Genomic DNA, 16481 nt, shown 5'->3' on the forward strand with positions numbered 1-16481 from the left:
ACGAGTATTGTACCGCGTATGAGTGACGAACCGCAGGCGGAGGCGGCCGACGCCGACGCAGCAGACGTCGAAGAAGAGGTCGCCGAAGACGAGGAAGTCGCCGAGGACGGAATCCAGGACGGCGACTTCGTGCGCCTCGCGTACACCGTACGAACGGTCGAAGACGACACCGTCGTCGACACGACCGACGAAGAGGTGGCCGAAGAGGCCGACATCGACACCGAGGAGTACGACTTCGAACCCCGCGTCATCGTCGTCGGGGCCGGACACGTCTTCGAAGCGGTCGACGACGCCCTCGTCGGCGGCGAAGTCGGCGACGAAGACATCGTCGAGATTCCCGCCGCGCAGGCGTTCGGCGAGTTCGACGACGACGACGTCCGCACGGTCAGCGCCAACAAGATCGACGAGGACGACCGCTACCCCGGCGCACAGGTCCAAGTCGACGGCGAACAGGGCCGCGTCGAGACCATCATCGGCGGCCGCGCCCGCGTGAACTTCAACCACCCCCTCGCGGGCGAGGACCTCGAGTACGACTACGAGATTCTCGACGTCGTCGAGGACCGCGAGGAACAGGCCGAGAGCCTCCTCAGCATGTACCTCCAGCAGGCCCCCGAGGTCTGGATCGAGACCGACGAGGTCGAAGAGGAGACGGTCGTCGAACCCGACGAGGACGACGAGGACAGCGAGACTCCGGAGGAGTCTCAAGCAACCGGCGAAGCCGGTGACGCCGAACCCGAGACCGAAGTCGAGACCGTCGAGAAGGAGACGCTGTACATCGAGGCCACGCCGCAGATGACGATGAACCAGCAGTGGATGTTCTCGAAGCAGCAGATCGCACAGGACGTCATCGACCGCCTCGAGTTAGACCGCGTCATCGTCCAAGAGACCATCGAGGGCATGGGCGGCATGATGGGCGGCATGGGCGGTATGATGGGCGGCATGGGCGGCGGCGCCGACGCCGAAGACATCGAGGAAGCCATCGAGGACGTCGACGTGGACGCCGACGAACTCGTCGAGGAACTCGAAGGCGAAGAGACCGAAGAGTAACGCCGACGGCCGCCGCCCCCGCGGGCGACGGAACCGTCGGGTTCTTACTCCGCGTTTTCGCACGTTAGGAGAGAGATGGCCGACCGAGACGCCGAGGAGGTACCGTCGGAGCTCGAACTCCCGGACGACGCCCTCGTCGCCGCCGTGGCGGCGGTTTCGACTATCGCGCTCACGCTCGCACTCGAATACGGACTCGGGTCCGACCCGCCGATTCTGGCGCGACTCGCACCGCTCGCTCCGTACTTCCTCTCCGTGTTCACCCGCCGCATCGACCTCGGACCGTTCGATACCGTCCGCGTCTGGACGGGGGTGACGGTGGCGGTGACGCTCGGCGTCTTCCTGTTTTACGCGGTTTGATCGGACGAAAAAATCCTCTTCACGCGATGTCGCGGCTGGTGTCGACGGTCACCTGTTCGCTCAGGCGGAGTTTGATCGTCTCCTCGGGCGCTTTGCCGCCGCGGAACTTCGGGACGGCGAGGCGGTTCTCTATCTCGGAGCCGTCCACCTCCGTCTGCAGGTCGAACACCACGTCCGACATGTGTTCCGTGTAGCGGCGGTTCCGCGGCGCGTCCCCCGTCTTCAGGCCGTGGAGGACGGCGAGCCCGCCGGTGTTGACCATGTGCGTCTGCAGTTCGTTGAGGAACTCCCGGTACCGAGCGGTGCCGGTCTCCTCCAACACGTCGACCACGTCGATGATGAGGTTCGCCCCCTCCGGCAGTTCCGTGACGAGTTTGTTCGCGGAGTCCAACGGCGCGCCGCCGCCGATGTCCCGAATCGTCGGACTGCCGACGGTGCCGGGGGTTCTGTTCACCGCGTCGAGGACCGCCGCGTCGGAGCGGACGGTCGTGAGATACAGCGTCCCGCGGACCGCGGTGAGTTCGTAGAGGAACAGCTCCGACTGGCTGGCGGGTTCGGCGCCGAGAAAGACGATACTCCCCGCCGGGATTCCGCCGTCGAGTTGCCGGTCGAGAACGTCGATGCCGGTCGTGAGCCGTCCTGACACGTCACCTCTTACGACGGTCTGTTATATTATCTCTTCGGCGGTCTGTAAATCGGTTGCCACGTTCTCGTAGGCCCGCCTGACCGAGGCGTCTTCGAGGACCGGCGGACTCGCCTCCGGAACGCGCCCGACCACCGGACAGCCCAACAGTTCCGAGACGCCGGACGGCGCGACGCGCGCCCGCGTGAGCACCGCTCCCACGACGGGCGTTCCGAGCGTTCGCGCCATCGACGCCGTCTTGGCCGCGTCGCGGAGGGACGGCGCGCAGAGCGACGAGACGACGAGGGCGCCGTCGCAGGCGCGGAGGGGGGCCGCGGCGTCCGGCCCCGCGCCCGCCGGGCAGTCGACGAGGACTGCGCCGTCCGCCTCGGCGCGGATCCGCCGCAGTCGCGCCGACGGGTCGTCGCACCCGCCGTCCGCACGTGCGCTCTGCCCCGGCGGTGCGGGGGAAACCGAGACGCGGTCGTACTCGGGGTGCCGGTACGGCGGCGTTCGCTCGTCCGAATCGCGGGGGACGCCCGCGAGTGCGTGCAGATTGGGCATGTCCCGGTCGGCGTCCACGACGCGCGCCTCCCCGTCCATCGCCGCGGCCAGACCGAGCGTCGTCGTCGTCTTCCCGCATCCGCCCTTTCCGCCGGCTATCGCAAGCATGGCGACGCTGGCCCCGTCTCGGTATAAAAAGTCGCGGCGGCGAAGGCCGACCCGTCGCTACGGGCCTCGCGTCGCCGAAAAAACCGCCCGCCGGACGTCGTCAGTCGTGGCAGCAACCGCCCGCCTCGCCGCCGAAGTCGACGGCGAGGGGTTCGGAGATGGCCTCGTTGACAGCTTCGAGGCGCGTCTGTAGCTCCTCTTGGGCTTCGAGGTATTCAGCCATCACGGGCATCGAGTGGAGTTCCTCTTGGGCGGATTGGACCTTCTGAAGCCCCTCCTGCGTCGCGTTCCCCGTCTGCCGAGCGAACATGAACTCCTCGCGGAGCGACTCGAACTCCGAAATCTTGGCCTGCACTTCGTCGTCGTTCTCGACGGCCGCTTTCGCCTCCTCGAAGGCTTCGTACTCGGGCGTCTCGGTCAGCGCTTCGCCGAGTTCTCGGCCCATCTCTTCGAGGGGGTCCGTCTGCATGCTCATACCCCTCGCTTCGGACGCGAGTCGTTTCAACCTGCCGGATGCGGGGGTTCGCGGGGGAAAGAGTCGTGGTCGCACGCACGTTACTAGTTGGCATGCCAGTCGTCTCCGCGCGAACCTTCGAACGGTGGCTCCGCCGCCTCGATTCGGCGAGTCTGCGGGAGTTCGTGCGCGACCTGTACGCCGCCGCCGGCCGGGAGGTGCGGGTGCGGGGGGACGGCACCCTCGCCGTCGGATCGGACGGCCGCGTCGTCGTTACAGTCTCGGCGCGGCGGCGACTCCGGACGCCGCGCGTGCCCGACGACGCAGACGTAGTCGTCGCCGCCAGCCCGTCGCGGCGCCTCGTCGGCCGCGTCACCGAGTCGGGGGCGACGCTCGTCGGCCCGAGCGACCTCCGGACTCTGGCGCTGTACGGCGCGGACCGGGACGACTGTGAGCGCCTGTTCCGGCGCTACTTCGACGAGTCGCCGTCCGTCGAACGGCCGGACGCCGTCGCGGCGCGAGAGACCGACGGCGACCGGCGGCACGCGAGCGTTCGCGGCGTCGAGCGAATCGCGGCGGACCCGGTTTCGGGCCTCGCCGTCCTCGCTCTCGCGGGACTCGTCGTCGCGGCCCTGTTGGGCACGTTCGGCGTCGCGCCCGAGACGGGCGATTCGGCCGGGCCGACCGCCGAACCGGTCGTCGCCGCCTCCTCCGACCGTTCGTCGGACTCCGACGCCGACGCCGATGTCAACGCCGACGCCGATGCCGGCACCTCCTCCGACCGGCCGTTCCCGCCGGGCGTCGGACCGACGGGCGTCGCGGACGCCGAAACGCTCGCGGCGGCGCACGCCGACGCCGTCGCCGGGCGGTCGTACCAACTCATCGTGCGGCGGTCCGGAACCGACGCGCGGACCGGCGGGTGGCCCCGCGCGTACCGGCGGGCGGAAGTCGCGAGTCCGACGCGGTATCGGTCCTTCGTCACCGGCTACCGAGCGACCGGCGACGGAGGGACCGAACTCGTCCACTGCTCGATGTACGCCGACGGGGAGTACACCTACGTCTACAGGGAGCACGGCGAGGAGCGGTCGTACGCCAGATACGCCGTCGAAACCGACGAGGAGGGACACGGGCCGTTCGAGAACCGCGCCGCCGCGGCCGTCCGACGGTATCTGAACGCGCCGCGAACGACCGTCACCCGGAAGAACTGGAGCGTCCAACCGTACCGCGTCGTCGCCACCGGGACGCCGGCGTCGCTCCCGAACTTGGCGAACGTCACCGACTACAGGGCGGAGGCGCGCGTCGGCGCGGACGGGTTCGTCTCGCGTCTCCTCGTCTCCTACGAGGTGCGCGCGGGCGAGGAGACGCGGTCCGTCTCGTTCCGGATGGAGTACGCGGACGCGGACCCGCGAACGGTCCGCGCGCCGCCGTGGTACGGCGAGGCGCGGAACGCAACCGACGACGCCCCGTCCGAGGCGGCCGCGGCGTGCACGCCCGCGAGGACGCGTGCGAACGAAACGCAGACGGCTTCCCTCCCGGTGCGCGTCCCAGGCGGGGCCGCGGGCGTGCGGTTCTGACGCCTCGAGGCGGGTGACGCGACACCGCGGCCGCCGCATCGGGGAACGCCGACGTTATACCTCCTGACCGGCAACGAAGGGACAATGAGTCAGGACGCTTCTTCCGAGGGTGACCTCCGGAACACCGGGATGTCGCTCAGACACGACAGAGAGTGGGACTACGAACTCGACCGAATCATCGACGAAATCGAGGAACGCGACGCCACGCGCGTCGGACTGCAGTTCCCCGAGGGACTGAAGCGGCGCGGCCCGGCCGTCGCCGACGACCTGCGGGAACTGTGCGACGACGACGTGACGTTCATGCTGTCGGGGCAACCCTGCTACGGCGCCTGCGACTTAGACACCTACCTGATGCGCCGGACGGACGTGTTCGTCCACTTCGGCCACTCCCCGATGAAGGAGTCCGACAAGATAATCTACGTCCCCCTGTTCTCGAACGTGGACCCGTTCCCCATCCTCGAGGAGTCCTTAGAGGAACTGGAGGGCGAGGAGGTCGGTCTGGTGACGACGGCCCAGCACATGAACCGCTTCGAGGACATGTGCGATTGGCTGGAGGAACGCGGCTACGACGTCCACACCCGCCGCGGCGACGACCGACTCACCTACGAGGGGCAAGTTCTCGGCTGTAACTACGCCTCCGCGGACATCGACGCCGACCAAGTGCTGTACGTCGGCGGCGGGAAGTTCCACCCCCTCGGCCTCGCGATGGAACACCCCGAGAAGAAGGTGGTCATCGCCGACCCCGTCAACAACGTCGTCACTATCGCCGACACGGAGAAGTTCATGAAACAGCGCTACGGCGCGGTCCACCGCGCGATGGACGCCGAGAAGTGGGGCGTCATCTTCTGCACCAAGATAGGGCAGGGGCGCATGGAGATAGCCGAGAAGATAATCGAGGACAACCCGAACGCCTACCTCATCACCATGGACGAGGTAACGCCGGACCGACTCCGGAACTTCGACATGGACGCGTTCGTCAACACCGGCTGTCCCCGAATCACCACCGACGACGGCCCGCGGTTCCACAAGCCGATGCTGACGCCGCAGGAGTACCGCATCGCCGTCGGCGACGAACCCCTCGACTCGCTCTCGTTCGACACGTTCCACGGCACGTGGTGAACTGACCGCGGCGACGCGCCGCCGTCCGCGCCGTCTCGCTTTCCTTTCTCTCCGTTCTATTCACGATAGCAAGATATATCAAAACGAGAACTAATATCGGCTCGATGGTCCCCTCCAACGAGTTGTCCCTCGCTTCCGGTACCGCACCGCTCCAATCGAGCGATCCGTCGGCTCTCGTCCAGTTCTTCGGGACGGGCCTCGGGGTAACGCTCGCCGCCGTGTTCGGCGGCATCGTCGCCGTCATCGTCGCCGCCGTCGCGCCGAAACTCACCGAACAGAGCCTGCAGCGTATCCGCGACGACGGCGTCGTCGCCTTCCTCGTCGGACTCGGTATCTCCATCGTCGGGGCTATCGTCATCGTCCTCCTCGCGATAACCGGGTTCGGACTGATACTCGCCATCCCCGGCGTCATCGCCCTCGCCGTCCTCGGAATCGTGGGGTCGGCCATCGGTACCCTCCTCGTGGGCCGGTTCGTCCTCGACGTCGTCTCCTCGTCCGCGGGCGAACCGGACACCGTCGTGGTCGCGTTCGCCGGTGCCCTCGTCCTCGCCGTCGTCTCGTTGGTCCCGATACTCGGCAGTCTCGTGAACTTCGTCGTCTCGACGACGGGGTTCGGCGCGGTGTTGTTCGTCCTCTGGGAACGCCACGGCTGAGTCCCGACCGCTCGCGTTCGACGTCTCCGACCGCTTTTTTCGCTCGTCTCGCCGCTCTCACCGGCCGTTCGAACCGCTCGTCGGGTGTGCTTTCTCGACGTACTCGACGGCTTCCTCGGGCGTCTCGCAGGCTTCGACGCCCGGCACGTCGTGCGTGCCGAGTCCGGCGACGGGCCTGTCGTAGACGAACGAGAACCCGATTTCCGACAGCGTGCCGCCGCTTCCGCCGATTGCGACGACGGCGTCGCCGTTCATCGGGACCAACGCGTTCCGGGCGTGCCCCAGTCCCGTCGCGACGGCGACGTCCACGTACTCGTTTGCGTCCGCCCTCCGGTCCGTCGGGAGGACGCCGATGGTCCGTCCGTTCTCCGCTTTCGCGCCGCGACACGCCGCCTCCATCACGCCACCTAACCCGCCGCAGACGACCGTGTGTCCGCGCCGCGCGAGCGAGCGACCCGTCTCGGCGGCGACGTCGAGTTTCTCTTCGGTGACGGTTCCGCCGCCGATGACACTTACGCGCATACCGCCGCGTTTCGCGCCGGAAAGAAAGAGTCGTTTCGTTCGGTGCGGTCTCCGAGGCGTCCCTGCGACGACGACCGGAGCGTCAGTTGTAGAGGTCCGCCGCGGGCGGTTCGGGGTCCCACGTACCGAGCGTCCGCATCGTTGCGTCCATCTGGCTGAAATCCGCGGTGTTGCGTCGGCGCTCAGACATGGCACTTCGTACCACTCAGCTTCGGAATATATGCTTTCCTCCGGTTATCAGCGCTTTAACGCCTACTTTTGCGTCGTTTATCGCACGCGCGTTCGGAAGGTGGCGCATAACGTCCCGTTATTTCGGACGGCTGGCCGGTGCGCGTTCGGCGGTGACCCCGACGCGGCACCCGGTTCTCCCGCCGCGGACGGTCGGACGCGGGGTCGCGGACTTCGCAACACTTAGTCCCCGCCCGCCCGCACCCGGTCGTATGTCCGTAAGCGACTGGAGCGATTGGCTTCCGCGCGCCGTCGAGGCGGCCGACCCGGAGACGGTGGCCGTCTGGTATCTCGGCTGTAACGGCTTCTTCCTCAAGGGGAGCGACGGGACGACGCTCGCTATCGATCCGTACGTCGGCGTCGGCGACCCGCCGCGGACGGTTCGGATGATTCCCGTCCCGTTCGACCCCGAAGACGTGACGGAACTGGACGGACTCCTCGCGACGCACGAACACACCGACCACGTCCACGGGCCGAGTCAGGCCCCCATCTTGGAGAACACCGACGCGACGTACTACGCGCCGGACGACTCCGTGGACGTGGCACTCGAAGACGAGGCCTGGACGGAGAACTACGACGTCTCCGAGGACCGGTTCGAAGTCGTCGCCGAGGGCGACACCCTCGAAATCGGCGAGTTCACCGTCCACGTCGAAGTCGCCCACGACCCGGACGCGACGCACCCCGTCTCGTACGTTATCGAACACGAGTCGGGCACGTTCTTCCACGGCGGCGACACGAAACCCGCAGAGGAGTTCGCCGAACTCGGCGAGGAGTACGACATCGACCTGGGCGTCCTCGCGTTCGGCGCGATAGGCAACATCCCGGACAAGGAGACGGGCGAACCCGTGCGCACGAAGTGGTACTCCACGGAGAACGAGATTATCGAGGCCGCTTCGGACCTCCAGTTGGACCGCCTCCTCCCGAGTCACTGGGACATGTGGAAGGGCATGACCGCCGACCCGACGACTCTGCACCACCACGCCCAGAGCTTCGAGTACCCCGAGCGCTTGGAGATAACCGAAATCGGCGACCGAGTGGATATCTAGTTCCTCGTCTGACATTATTCGCCGAACGTGACAGTCTCGCGTTCGAAATTCCCCGGTTATTTTATGTAATGGCTTTCGGAAGGGACGGGCATGAGCCACGAGGCCGACCTAGGGGGTCCGGTGTACGTCTCCGACGGCGACGTGAAAGTAGAGAAGTCGTTCGCCGCCGAAGAGTTCCCGGTACCCGCGATAAAGTTCCGCATCACATCCGAGAGCGAGGAGTCCGTCCACGTCCGAATCGTCGACAGCATCCCGAAGGACTTCCCGATGGAGGGGGTGGGGTTCCACCCCGATTACGAGAGCGACAACTGGACCGCATACAAGGACCAACGCGTCGAGTACGAGCGAACGCTGGAGCCCGAGGAGTCGGTGACGACGGTGTACGGCATCCGCCTCAACAACGTCAGCGAGGCGTCGAAGTTCCTCGTCGAACCCGTCCTCGAACGCCCGCCCGTTCCCGCGGAGGGCGAGGAGCCCGAACACGACGACGGCGTCGAGGACATCCTCGGCGAGGACCGCAGCCAACTCGTGCGCGACGCGTTGCAGGGCAACGGGTCCCTCGCCGAGGAGGGGGAACTCGTCGAGGACGACGCCGAATCCGAATCCGAGGCCGACGCGGATGCCGCGGAGGCCGAGGACGACGAGGACGCCGACGCCGGCGACGCCGCCGAAGGCGGGTCCGCCATCGCGGAGGCCGAGGACGCGGGAGCGGAGGACGCCGACGCCGCCGCCGACGTCGCGGCGAGCAGTCAGGCGCAGTCCGACGACACCGACGTGGCGGCCGCAATCGGGTCGAGCGAGGTGGCGGCCGACGCGGACGCCGATGCGGACGCGGACGAACCGACCGGCGACGCCGACGCGGCGGAACCGGCCGACGAGGTGACGGAGTACGTCGACGTCGAAGACTCCGTGTCCGACGCCGATGCGGACGCCGGTGCCGGCGACGCCGACGCGACTGCGACTCCGGCGGTCGAAGGGTCGCTGGCGGCGACGCTGGCGGCGGAGATCCGCGACGGGAGCGTCTCCGAGGAGGACCTCGACGTGCTCCGGTCGGAACTCGACGTCGGCCTGCCGCGGAGCGCCGACGTGCGCATCAGCCGCCTGCAGTCGAGGATGGAGGACTTGGAGGCGTACAGCGACGCGCTCGCGGAGTTCATCGACGAGGAGGGCACCGGAGCCGAAGTCGTCGAATCGCTCCGCGAGGAGATGGGGGACGTCTCCGAGGAACTCGACGCCCTCGAATCGAGCCTCGACGCCGCCGAGGACGACCGCGAAGCCATCCGGTCCGACGTCTCCCGACTCCGCGGGGACCTCGGCGCACTCGACGAACGCGTCGAAGACGCCGCGCAGGGACTCGTCGACGTCGAGGAGACGGCCGACGCGAACGCCTCGGCGGTCGAGGGCCTCCGCTCGAAGTACGACGACGTCTCCGACCGCGTCGAGAGCGTCGAATCCGACCTCTCGGCGGTGTCCGGTCGAGTCGAGAGCGCCGCCGAGGACGCCTCGGACGCCGAGAGCGCCGTCTCGGAACTCGACGGCGAAATCGGCGACGTTCGGGAGGACATCGCGTCCCTCGACGGCGACATCGTGGCGGTCAGAGAGACCCTCTCGGAGGACATCGAGGAGATTCGCTCCGACCTCGAGGACCTCTCGTCGGCGATGGAGCGCATCGAGGACCTCGAAGCGACCGTCGAAGGCCTCGAATCGTTCCGCCACCGCCTGAACGACGTGTTCGGCGCGGGCGCGACGGCGGGTAACCCCGGCGGCGACGGCGAGTAACTCTCCGCCCCGTTCCGTTCCTGCCCGAAACGCAACCTGTTTAGCGCGTGCCTCCGTGAACTCGACAATGACCGCTACGGTGCGCGTCGCCGTTCCGCGCAAGGGACGCCCCCTCGAAGCCGTGTTGGAGCGCTTCGCCGAGTGTGCCGACGCCGCGGCACTCGCGGACGAAATCACGTCCACGCTTCGCTACGAGAAGTCCGTCACCAAGGGGTCCGTCCATCCGGAACACGACGTGTACGAACGCCTCGCGTCCTACAGCGACCTCTCGGACGAGGCGGAACCGGAGTACACACTGCTTCGCGACGACCGCGAGGGGATGCCCCGCCGCATCGTCTTCGACAGCGTCACCCTCGACGTCGAGGGCGTCTCCGTCCAACTCGTCGGTCGCGAGGAACCGTTCCGCGCCCTCCGCACCCACGAGTTCGGCCTCGGGTTCGACAGCGCCGACCTCGTCCTCGAAGAAGTCGTCCAACTGCGGGCGGACGGACTGGGGAGCATCGCCGACATCAACGCCCGAATCGACCCGATGGACACCGACGTTCGGGTCGTCTCCGGCCTCGGCGACACCGTCTACCACACGCTCATGGCCAAACCCGAGGTGCTCCCGCCGGGCGCGGACCTCGACCGGTCGTTCGTCGAGGGGTACGAGGGTCCGCTCTGCATCTCCCCGCGGTACGAACGACTCGTCGAGGCGGTCCTCGGGACGCGACAACTCGACGGCGTCACCTTCGCCTACCCCGACGAGTCGGACGAGGAGGAGGCCGCGATAGCGGAGACGGGTCTCGGCGTCTACCTCACGATGACCGGTTCGACCGCCCGCGAGCACGGACTCGTCCTCGGCGAACACCTCTTCCCCAGCGAGACGGTGCTGATGGAGAACGTCGCCGAGTCGAACGCCGCCGCCGAACGGGTGAAGGCCGCCGTCGCCGACGGCGACGTCGAGACGGAGATTCCGGTCTGACTTCGGGCCCCGCAGAGACGGAGACGACGACCCGCGTCGTATCGAAACGCGGCTTCCCGCCGCGGGCGTGGTCGATTACCGCTGCGTCGGCGAGTCGTCTGGGTACCCCGCGCGCCGCCGCGCGTTCCACTGTCCCGTCTCGGCGAGTCGGAACTCCGGCAACTCGTCTTCGGGGGGTCGAGCGACGCCCGTCGTTCGCGGCGTCGTACCGCCGAACGCTGTCGTTCGACCCGCCGATGGGCGTCTCGCCTGCCCCGGAGAACTTCGATTCCTTCCGCCTTAATACCCGTCTCCTCCGGTACGATGTGGTCGTTTTATCTCCCGGTAGTGACACCTGCCGAACATGATCCCTCGAAGGTCCCCTCCTCCGAACCGGTTCGTCGCCCACTCCAGTCCAGCGTCCGCCCGCGAGGCGTGAGACCCGACACACCCACCCTCGACCGATGCCCTCCCCACTCTCACGACGCCAGTTCCTGTCGCGGTCCGCGGTCGGCGCCGGAACCGCAGTCGCCGTCGGCGGGTTCGCGACCGGCGAGTCCGCCGCGGCGCAGGAGACCGAGGTAGAAGCGCTCGTCGACGACGCGGCCGACCGCGCGTTGACGGAACACGACGCGGGCGGATTGACCGTCGCGGTCGTGGACGGCGACGACGTCCTCACGAACGGCTACGGCCACGCCTACCGGAGCGAAGACGTGCCGGTCCGGGCCGACGAGACGCTCTTTCGCGTCGGGTCGGTGTCGAAAGTCGTCACGTGGACGGCGGCGATGCGGGCGGTCGACCGGGGTCGAGTCGCCCCGGACAGCCCCGTGAACGACCACCTCCGAGCGGTGACCATCCCACAGACGTACGACGACCCCATCACGCTCGAACATCTCGCCACCCACACGCCCGGATTCGAGGTTCGGAGCCGAGGCGACTCGGTGCGGGACCCGGAGTACGTCCGCCCCCTCGCCGAGTCGGTTTCGACTCACGTCCCGACGCGCGTTCGGCCGCCGGGCGAACTCCCCCAGTACACCAACTACGCGGCCGCCTTGACGGGCCAGTTGCTCGCGGACGTAAGCGGACAGACGTTCGGAGCGCACGTCGCCGAAAACGTCTTCGAGCCGTTGGGAATGGAGAACAGTACGTTCCGACCCGCCCCCTCCGGCCTCGTCCCGGCCGAGGGGACGGCCGTCGAAGACGTGGTGAGTTTCTACTCCGACGCCGCGCCCGCGTCCGGACTCCACACGACCGGCGCGGACATGGCGCGTCTGCTCCGAGCGCACCTCGAGGGCGGCGTCGTCGACGGCGAGCGAATCCTCTCGGCGGACGCGGTCGATGCGATGCACCGGCGGTGGTACACGCCGCACGAACGGATGGACGGGATGGCGTTCGGCCTGTTCGAGGCATCTCGCGGCGACGCCCGCTTGGTCCGGCACGGCGGCGCGGTCCCGGAGTTCGCCTCCGAGTTCGCACTGCTCCCCGACGAGGGGGTCGGTCTGTTCGTCGTCGCCCACGGCGAGGAGGCGTCGGGGGCCACGCAGACGGTAACGGACGCCCTCCTCGGACGGTTCGCGCCGGTCGAATCGGACGGAGGCGGCGGACGACCCGCGCCGTCCGGCACGCCCGAACGCGCGGACGAACTCGGCGGCCGGTACCGGTCGGTGCACGCGGCCGACAACGCCACCGCCGAGAAACTCCTCTTCGCCTTCGTCGCCGACGAACCGATAGACGTCCGCGTCGCGGACGACGGCCGCCTGATAACCGAACAGGGGAGCAGGAGAGACGAGTGGGTGGAGGTCGAACCGCTCGTCTTCGAACACGTCGAGGAGGATTCGACGCTGCTGTTCCGAACGGACGGCGGCGAGGTGACGCACCTGGTGGACACTCTGAGCGCCTACGAGAAGGTTCCGTTCCACGAGCAGTTGTCGGTCCACGGGTGGACGGCGACCGTCGCCGCGGTGACCGCGCTCACCGGACTCCTCGGTTGGCCGGCGGCCCGCGGGGTGCGTCGGTTCCGCGGCGGCGAGTCGCCGCCCGCCTCCGCCGCCCGGGCCCGGGGGGTCGCCGGCGCGAGCGTCGCCGCCCTCCTACTGTTCGTCGTCGTCCTCGCCGGCGTCACCGTCGCGGTGACGACGATGGACCGACCGACCCTGTTCAACCGCCCGCCTCCGTGGTTCGGTGCCGTGTTCCTCGCGCCGACGATAGGGGCCGTCGCCACCGTCGGCGCGGTCGGCTACGCGGCGCGGGCGTGGTACCGCGGGGAGTGGTCGCTCGCCTCGCGCCTCCACTACTCCGCGGTCGTCGCCGCGTCGGCCGTCCTCTACTGGTTCCTGCGGTACTGGAACCTGCTGGTCGTCCGCGCGTAGTTCGCTCCCCTATTCTCCGTGTGCGTTCTTCTAGCGGTTCGTCCCTACATTCGTCGCGACGAACTCGTCGGCGACTGCACCGGCGTTCGCTCCGCCGCGTTCAGGTGACGAGACGGGCGTAGGTGAGCGAGAGAAATCCGACTGCCACGAGAATTATGTACAGCCACTCTGAGGTCCGTTCGTCGTCGATAACTCTGGCCGCGAGATATCCGAGGCCGACCGAGAGTATCACCAACGCCGGTTTCCACGCGGCACCCATCGTTCTCCCCAACATTCCCTCAGAACATGATTATTCGCATCTGTCGCACGCGACGAACGATTCCAACCGGGAGCGATACGGGAATTCGATGCGCCCGAGGAGTTCCGGCCCGAGCGGAAGTCGGACCGTCACTTAGCCTTCGGAACGGGCGTTCACTTCTGTTTGGGCGCCCACCTCGCTCGCATGGAGGCGGACGTCGCGCTCCAGCAACTCTTAGACCGATTCACCCGTCTGGACGCGGACCGCTCGAATTTGGAACCCTCGACCAGCTTCTACGGTCTCGAATCGCTCCCCTGCAAAGTGGAGTGAGAACGCCGCAGAATCAGACGGCGCTTCGAGGCCGTCGTGTTCGCTTGCTCCTCTCGAACGAGGCGGCCGTTGGTTAGAGTTTCGGACCCCTACCCCTTGCCCCGTATCGAGAGCGAGTATATTATGAAACTAAGTCCGAACGCTTGAATCAAAGAGGTGGATAAAGGTAAATAATACACGAAGATTACCAATTCGACCTCGAACACCTGTGCGATCGAGGCGATGAGGAGGGAGACGAGGGGTGGAATCACGGTAACGAAGGCGAGACCCACCGCGAGAAACAGCATCCGTCGGTTCGCGTTCCGACGGTACCCCCAGTACGCTTGGAAGACGATGAACAGTCCCATCGCGATAGTGAGGAGGAAAACCGCGAAGAGAACGAGATAGCGCGGTGGGAGCATGAACAAATCAAACTGTGACTGTATCATTAGAGCTCGTCCCAGATTGCGGTGAAGCGGTCCGCCATGCTTTCGTCCGTCTGTTCTTCGATTGTGAGTTTGAGTTCATCGTTCTCTAGTTCTACTGTGAGGCGCTTGAGCCGCGCTTTGTAGACACTGTGGTGGTGTCCGTTGTCTTCGAGTTTGGTTCGCTCTTCGAGGAGTCCGCAGTCGATCAAACGCTCGACGCGCCGGTAGACTGTCGGGAGCGACGCGTCGCACTCTTCGCTGAGTTCCTTCGCGGACTTCGTCGTCGTGTTCGTCGAAGTGAGGATACGTCGAGCGTATTCGTCGTCTAAAAGGGCGTACACCTCGCCCGACGGCGTGTCCTCACTCACGTCTGAGCGTTCTCGTAGTCGCCCATCATATCTGCGGTGATTTTCTGGCCCAGAAAACGCGCTCGCTACTATATCTTCTCGGGTCCGCTGGAATAGGATGGGACGGGGAGTGGACTGCCGACGTCGGACGATTTTCTGGCATGGAAAATCGGGATCCGCGTTTAATGACCTCCCAATCTCCTCTCCTCTCGTGGTAAGGCAACAGTTTCAGCACGACCGCTCTCGGGGAGTGAGTAGTCGCTCCGCCGAGCGAAGCACTGTTCATCGAATAACCGGCGATGGGGGCCATCTGTGAGACGGATAGTCTCCGCGACGCTGGTTCTGTTGATGCTCACGTCGTCGGTCGGCAGTGTCGCACTCACGGCCGGTGCGGCCGACGTCTCCATTCAAGCGAGCACCTCCGTCGACGACCCGGCGCCGGGCGAACCGTTTACGGTCACGGTGAATCTGAGCAACGTCGGTAACGGATCCGCCGACGTGACGGACATCTACGTCCGCGACTCCGGTGGCACCGAGTACGCGCGGGCGGAAGACCTCGGGACGATCACCGCGGGCGGCAAGATGAGTGTCCCCGTAAGCGTCGTCCTCGACGACGCAGGGCGGAAGCGCCTTACCGTCCATGCGGTGGTCAAAGGGCCTGACGGCGGCCACACCCGGGTGAGCTACCCGGTGTACGTCGACGTCGAGAAACCGGACGAAACCGCCGTCTCGTTCGAGAAGCTCGATCCGATCGCCGGAGACGAAAGTTCCGTCGAGGCTACTGTCGCAAACGGTGACGAAAATCCGATCTCGAACGTCAGGCTCAACCTCGGCGGTGACGCCGAGATCGAAGACTCCCAACGCGTGAACGCCTCGCTCCCGGCCGGGAAACAGACGAGCTACACCTACAACGTAACGTTCCCCGACTCCGGCGAACAGACGCTCAACGCGACGGTCACCTACAAGACCGCCGACGGAACGACTCGGACGGCGTCGTTCGAGAAGTCGACGACCGTCGAGGCGGCGACCGTCGACGCGGACCTGACCGCGACCGTGGACGAGATCAACGGGTCCTCCGTCATCCGGACCGAACTCACCGAGTACGGCAACGTCGACCTCACCGACGTTCGACTCCGAGCGCTCGTCGACAGGAACGTCGTCAAACGCAGTCTCGTGTCGGACGTTCCCGCCGAGTCGACGCGGACGTTCACGCTCAACGAGACGGACATCCCCGCCGGCGAGATGACCGTCGTCGCCGAGTACACCGCCGCGGGGAAGTCGCACACCTCCAACGCGACCCTCGACTACAGTCCGCAGGAGCAATCGAACGTCGAACTGACCGGGATCGAGGCGACTCGAGCGGGGTCCACGCTCACGCTGAGCGGGGACGCCGCGAACCTCGGGAGCGCCGACGCCAACTCCGTACTCGTCAGCGTCGCTAACGCGAACGGAGTCTCGCCGGTCTCGCCGAACGGGGAGTACTTCGTGGGTACCGTCGAGTCGAGCGAGTTCGCCACGTTCGACCTCACCGCGAACGTAAACGGGTCCGTCGACAGTCTCCCGGTGAAGATTCGCTACTCGGCGAACGGCGAGCAGTTCACGCGGACCGTTCGAGTCGACATCTCCGACAGTCAGGCGGCCTCCGGGAGCGACGGGGCCGCCGCCAGCAGCGGTTCCGGTGGCAGTGGCGGTTCCGATCCCCCGCTGATGGTTATCGGTGCCGTGCTCCTCGTCGTCGTCGGTGCGTGCGGTATCTACTGGTGGCGTCGATAAT

The 16481-nt window shown here is 66.9% G+C and carries 17 protein-coding genes and 1 pseudogene; 11 read left to right on the plus strand and 7 right to left on the minus strand.

The genetic code is table 11. The features are described 5' to 3' along the window. The first annotated feature begins 18 nt into the window (after positions 1–18). Complete coding sequence (locus tag BLS11_RS06345) at positions 19–1047, plus strand: FKBP-type peptidyl-prolyl cis-trans isomerase (protein WP_092534757.1); 1029 nt, start codon at positions 19–21, stop codon at positions 1045–1047. A 75-nt stretch (positions 1048–1122) separates the two neighbouring features. Beyond that, a complete protein-coding gene (locus BLS11_RS06350; protein WP_092534760.1) occupies positions 1123–1404 on the plus strand; it encodes a DUF8049 family protein in 282 nt (93 codons plus the stop codon). 19 nt (positions 1405–1423) lie between these two features. Here the strand turns inward: BLS11_RS06350 and BLS11_RS06355 are convergent, their stop codons facing one another. From BLS11_RS06355 to BLS11_RS06365, 3 genes are all read right to left on the minus strand, one after another. Then, entirely contained in the window at positions 1424–2050 is a 627-nt protein-coding gene (locus BLS11_RS06355) for an RAD55 family ATPase (protein ID WP_092534763.1), read from the minus strand. Between the two features lie 21 nt (positions 2051–2071). Next, positions 2072–2698 carry a MinD/ParA family ATP-binding protein gene (locus tag BLS11_RS06360; RefSeq protein WP_092534766.1) on the minus strand — a complete coding sequence of 209 codons (627 nt, stop codon included), beginning with the start codon at positions 2696–2698 and terminating at the stop codon, positions 2072–2074. 100 nt (positions 2699–2798) lie between these two features. After that, a complete protein-coding gene (locus BLS11_RS06365) occupies positions 2799–3173 on the minus strand; it encodes a YlbF/YmcA family competence regulator (RefSeq protein WP_092534769.1) in 375 nt (124 codons plus the stop codon). 92 nt (positions 3174–3265) lie between these two features. Here BLS11_RS06365 and BLS11_RS06370 point away from each other — a divergent pair, with 92 nt between their 5' ends. From BLS11_RS06370 to BLS11_RS06380, 3 genes are all read left to right on the plus strand, one after another. Next, complete coding sequence (locus BLS11_RS06370; protein WP_092534772.1) at positions 3266–4726, plus strand: hypothetical protein; 1461 nt, start codon at positions 3266–3268, stop codon at positions 4724–4726. 84 nt (positions 4727–4810) lie between these two features. Next, positions 4811–5845 (plus strand): diphthamide biosynthesis enzyme Dph2, encoded by a 1035-nt coding sequence (gene dph2 / locus BLS11_RS06375; RefSeq protein ID WP_092534775.1) that lies wholly within the window; start codon positions 4811–4813, stop codon positions 5843–5845. A gap of 104 nt (positions 5846–5949) precedes the next feature. Continuing rightward, positions 5950–6498 (plus strand): DUF8173 domain-containing protein, encoded by a 549-nt coding sequence (locus BLS11_RS06380; RefSeq protein ID WP_245698788.1) that lies wholly within the window; start codon positions 5950–5952, stop codon positions 6496–6498. A gap of 57 nt (positions 6499–6555) precedes the next feature. Here the strand turns inward: BLS11_RS06380 and BLS11_RS06385 are convergent, their stop codons facing one another. Beyond that, positions 6556–7215 (minus strand): TIGR00725 family protein, encoded by a 660-nt coding sequence (locus BLS11_RS06385; RefSeq protein ID WP_258555385.1) that lies wholly within the window; start codon positions 7213–7215, stop codon positions 6556–6558. A 245-nt stretch (positions 7216–7460) separates the two neighbouring features. On the opposite strand from BLS11_RS06385, the gene BLS11_RS06390 reads away from it, so the two are divergent. The 4 genes from BLS11_RS06390 to BLS11_RS06405 all read left to right on the plus strand — a co-directional run bounded on the left by BLS11_RS06390 (position 7461) and on the right by BLS11_RS06405 (position 13385). Next, on the plus strand, positions 7461–8294 hold the full coding sequence (locus BLS11_RS06390; RefSeq protein ID WP_092534781.1) for an MBL fold metallo-hydrolase: 834 nt from the start codon (positions 7461–7463) through the stop codon (positions 8292–8294). Between the two features lie 90 nt (positions 8295–8384). Next, positions 8385–10073, plus strand: coding sequence for a coiled-coil domain-containing protein (locus tag BLS11_RS06395; RefSeq protein WP_092534784.1), 1689 nt, complete (start codon positions 8385–8387; stop codon positions 10071–10073). 67 nt (positions 10074–10140) lie between these two features. After that, positions 10141–11037 carry a phosphoribosyltransferase HisG-related protein gene (locus BLS11_RS06400; protein WP_092534787.1) on the plus strand — a complete coding sequence of 299 codons (897 nt, stop codon included), beginning with the start codon at positions 10141–10143 and terminating at the stop codon, positions 11035–11037. A gap of 443 nt (positions 11038–11480) precedes the next feature. Next, positions 11481–13385: a serine hydrolase domain-containing protein gene (locus BLS11_RS06405; protein ID WP_092534790.1), complete on the plus strand. Its 1905-nt coding sequence runs from the start codon at positions 11481–11483 to the stop codon at positions 13383–13385. Positions 13386–13485: 100 nt separating this feature from the next. Here BLS11_RS06405 and BLS11_RS19315 read toward each other — a convergent pair whose 3' ends face one another. Continuing rightward, positions 13486–13644 (minus strand): hypothetical protein, encoded by a 159-nt coding sequence (locus tag BLS11_RS19315; RefSeq protein ID WP_175454396.1) that lies wholly within the window; start codon positions 13642–13644, stop codon positions 13486–13488. 84 nt (positions 13645–13728) lie between these two features. Between BLS11_RS19315 and BLS11_RS19830 the strand changes: the two are divergent. Continuing rightward, a pseudogene (locus BLS11_RS19830) lies at positions 13729–13953 on the plus strand (cytochrome P450); the annotation flags it as partial. 89 nt (positions 13954–14042) lie between these two features. Here the strand turns inward: BLS11_RS19830 and BLS11_RS06415 are convergent. After that, the gene (locus BLS11_RS06415; RefSeq protein WP_092534796.1) at positions 14043–14381 is read right to left on the minus strand and encodes a DUF7521 family protein; all 339 of its coding nucleotides are present in this window, start codon (positions 14379–14381) and stop codon (positions 14043–14045) included. Further along, positions 14381–14728, minus strand: coding sequence for an ArsR/SmtB family transcription factor (locus tag BLS11_RS06420; protein WP_092534799.1), 348 nt, complete (start codon positions 14726–14728; stop codon positions 14381–14383). The genes BLS11_RS06415 and BLS11_RS06420 overlap by 1 nt, the downstream gene beginning before the upstream one ends. A gap of 291 nt (positions 14729–15019) precedes the next feature. Here BLS11_RS06420 and BLS11_RS06425 point away from each other — a divergent pair, with 291 nt between their 5' ends. After that, on the plus strand, positions 15020–16480 hold the full coding sequence (locus BLS11_RS06425) for a CARDB domain-containing protein (RefSeq protein WP_092534802.1): 1461 nt from the start codon (positions 15020–15022) through the stop codon (positions 16478–16480). The last annotated feature ends 1 nt before the right edge of the window (position 16481 follow it).

The organism is Halopelagius longus (genome assembly GCF_900100875.1).
In the GTDB taxonomy this organism is placed as follows: Archaea; Halobacteriota; Halobacteria; order Halobacteriales; family Haloferacaceae; genus Halopelagius; species Halopelagius longus.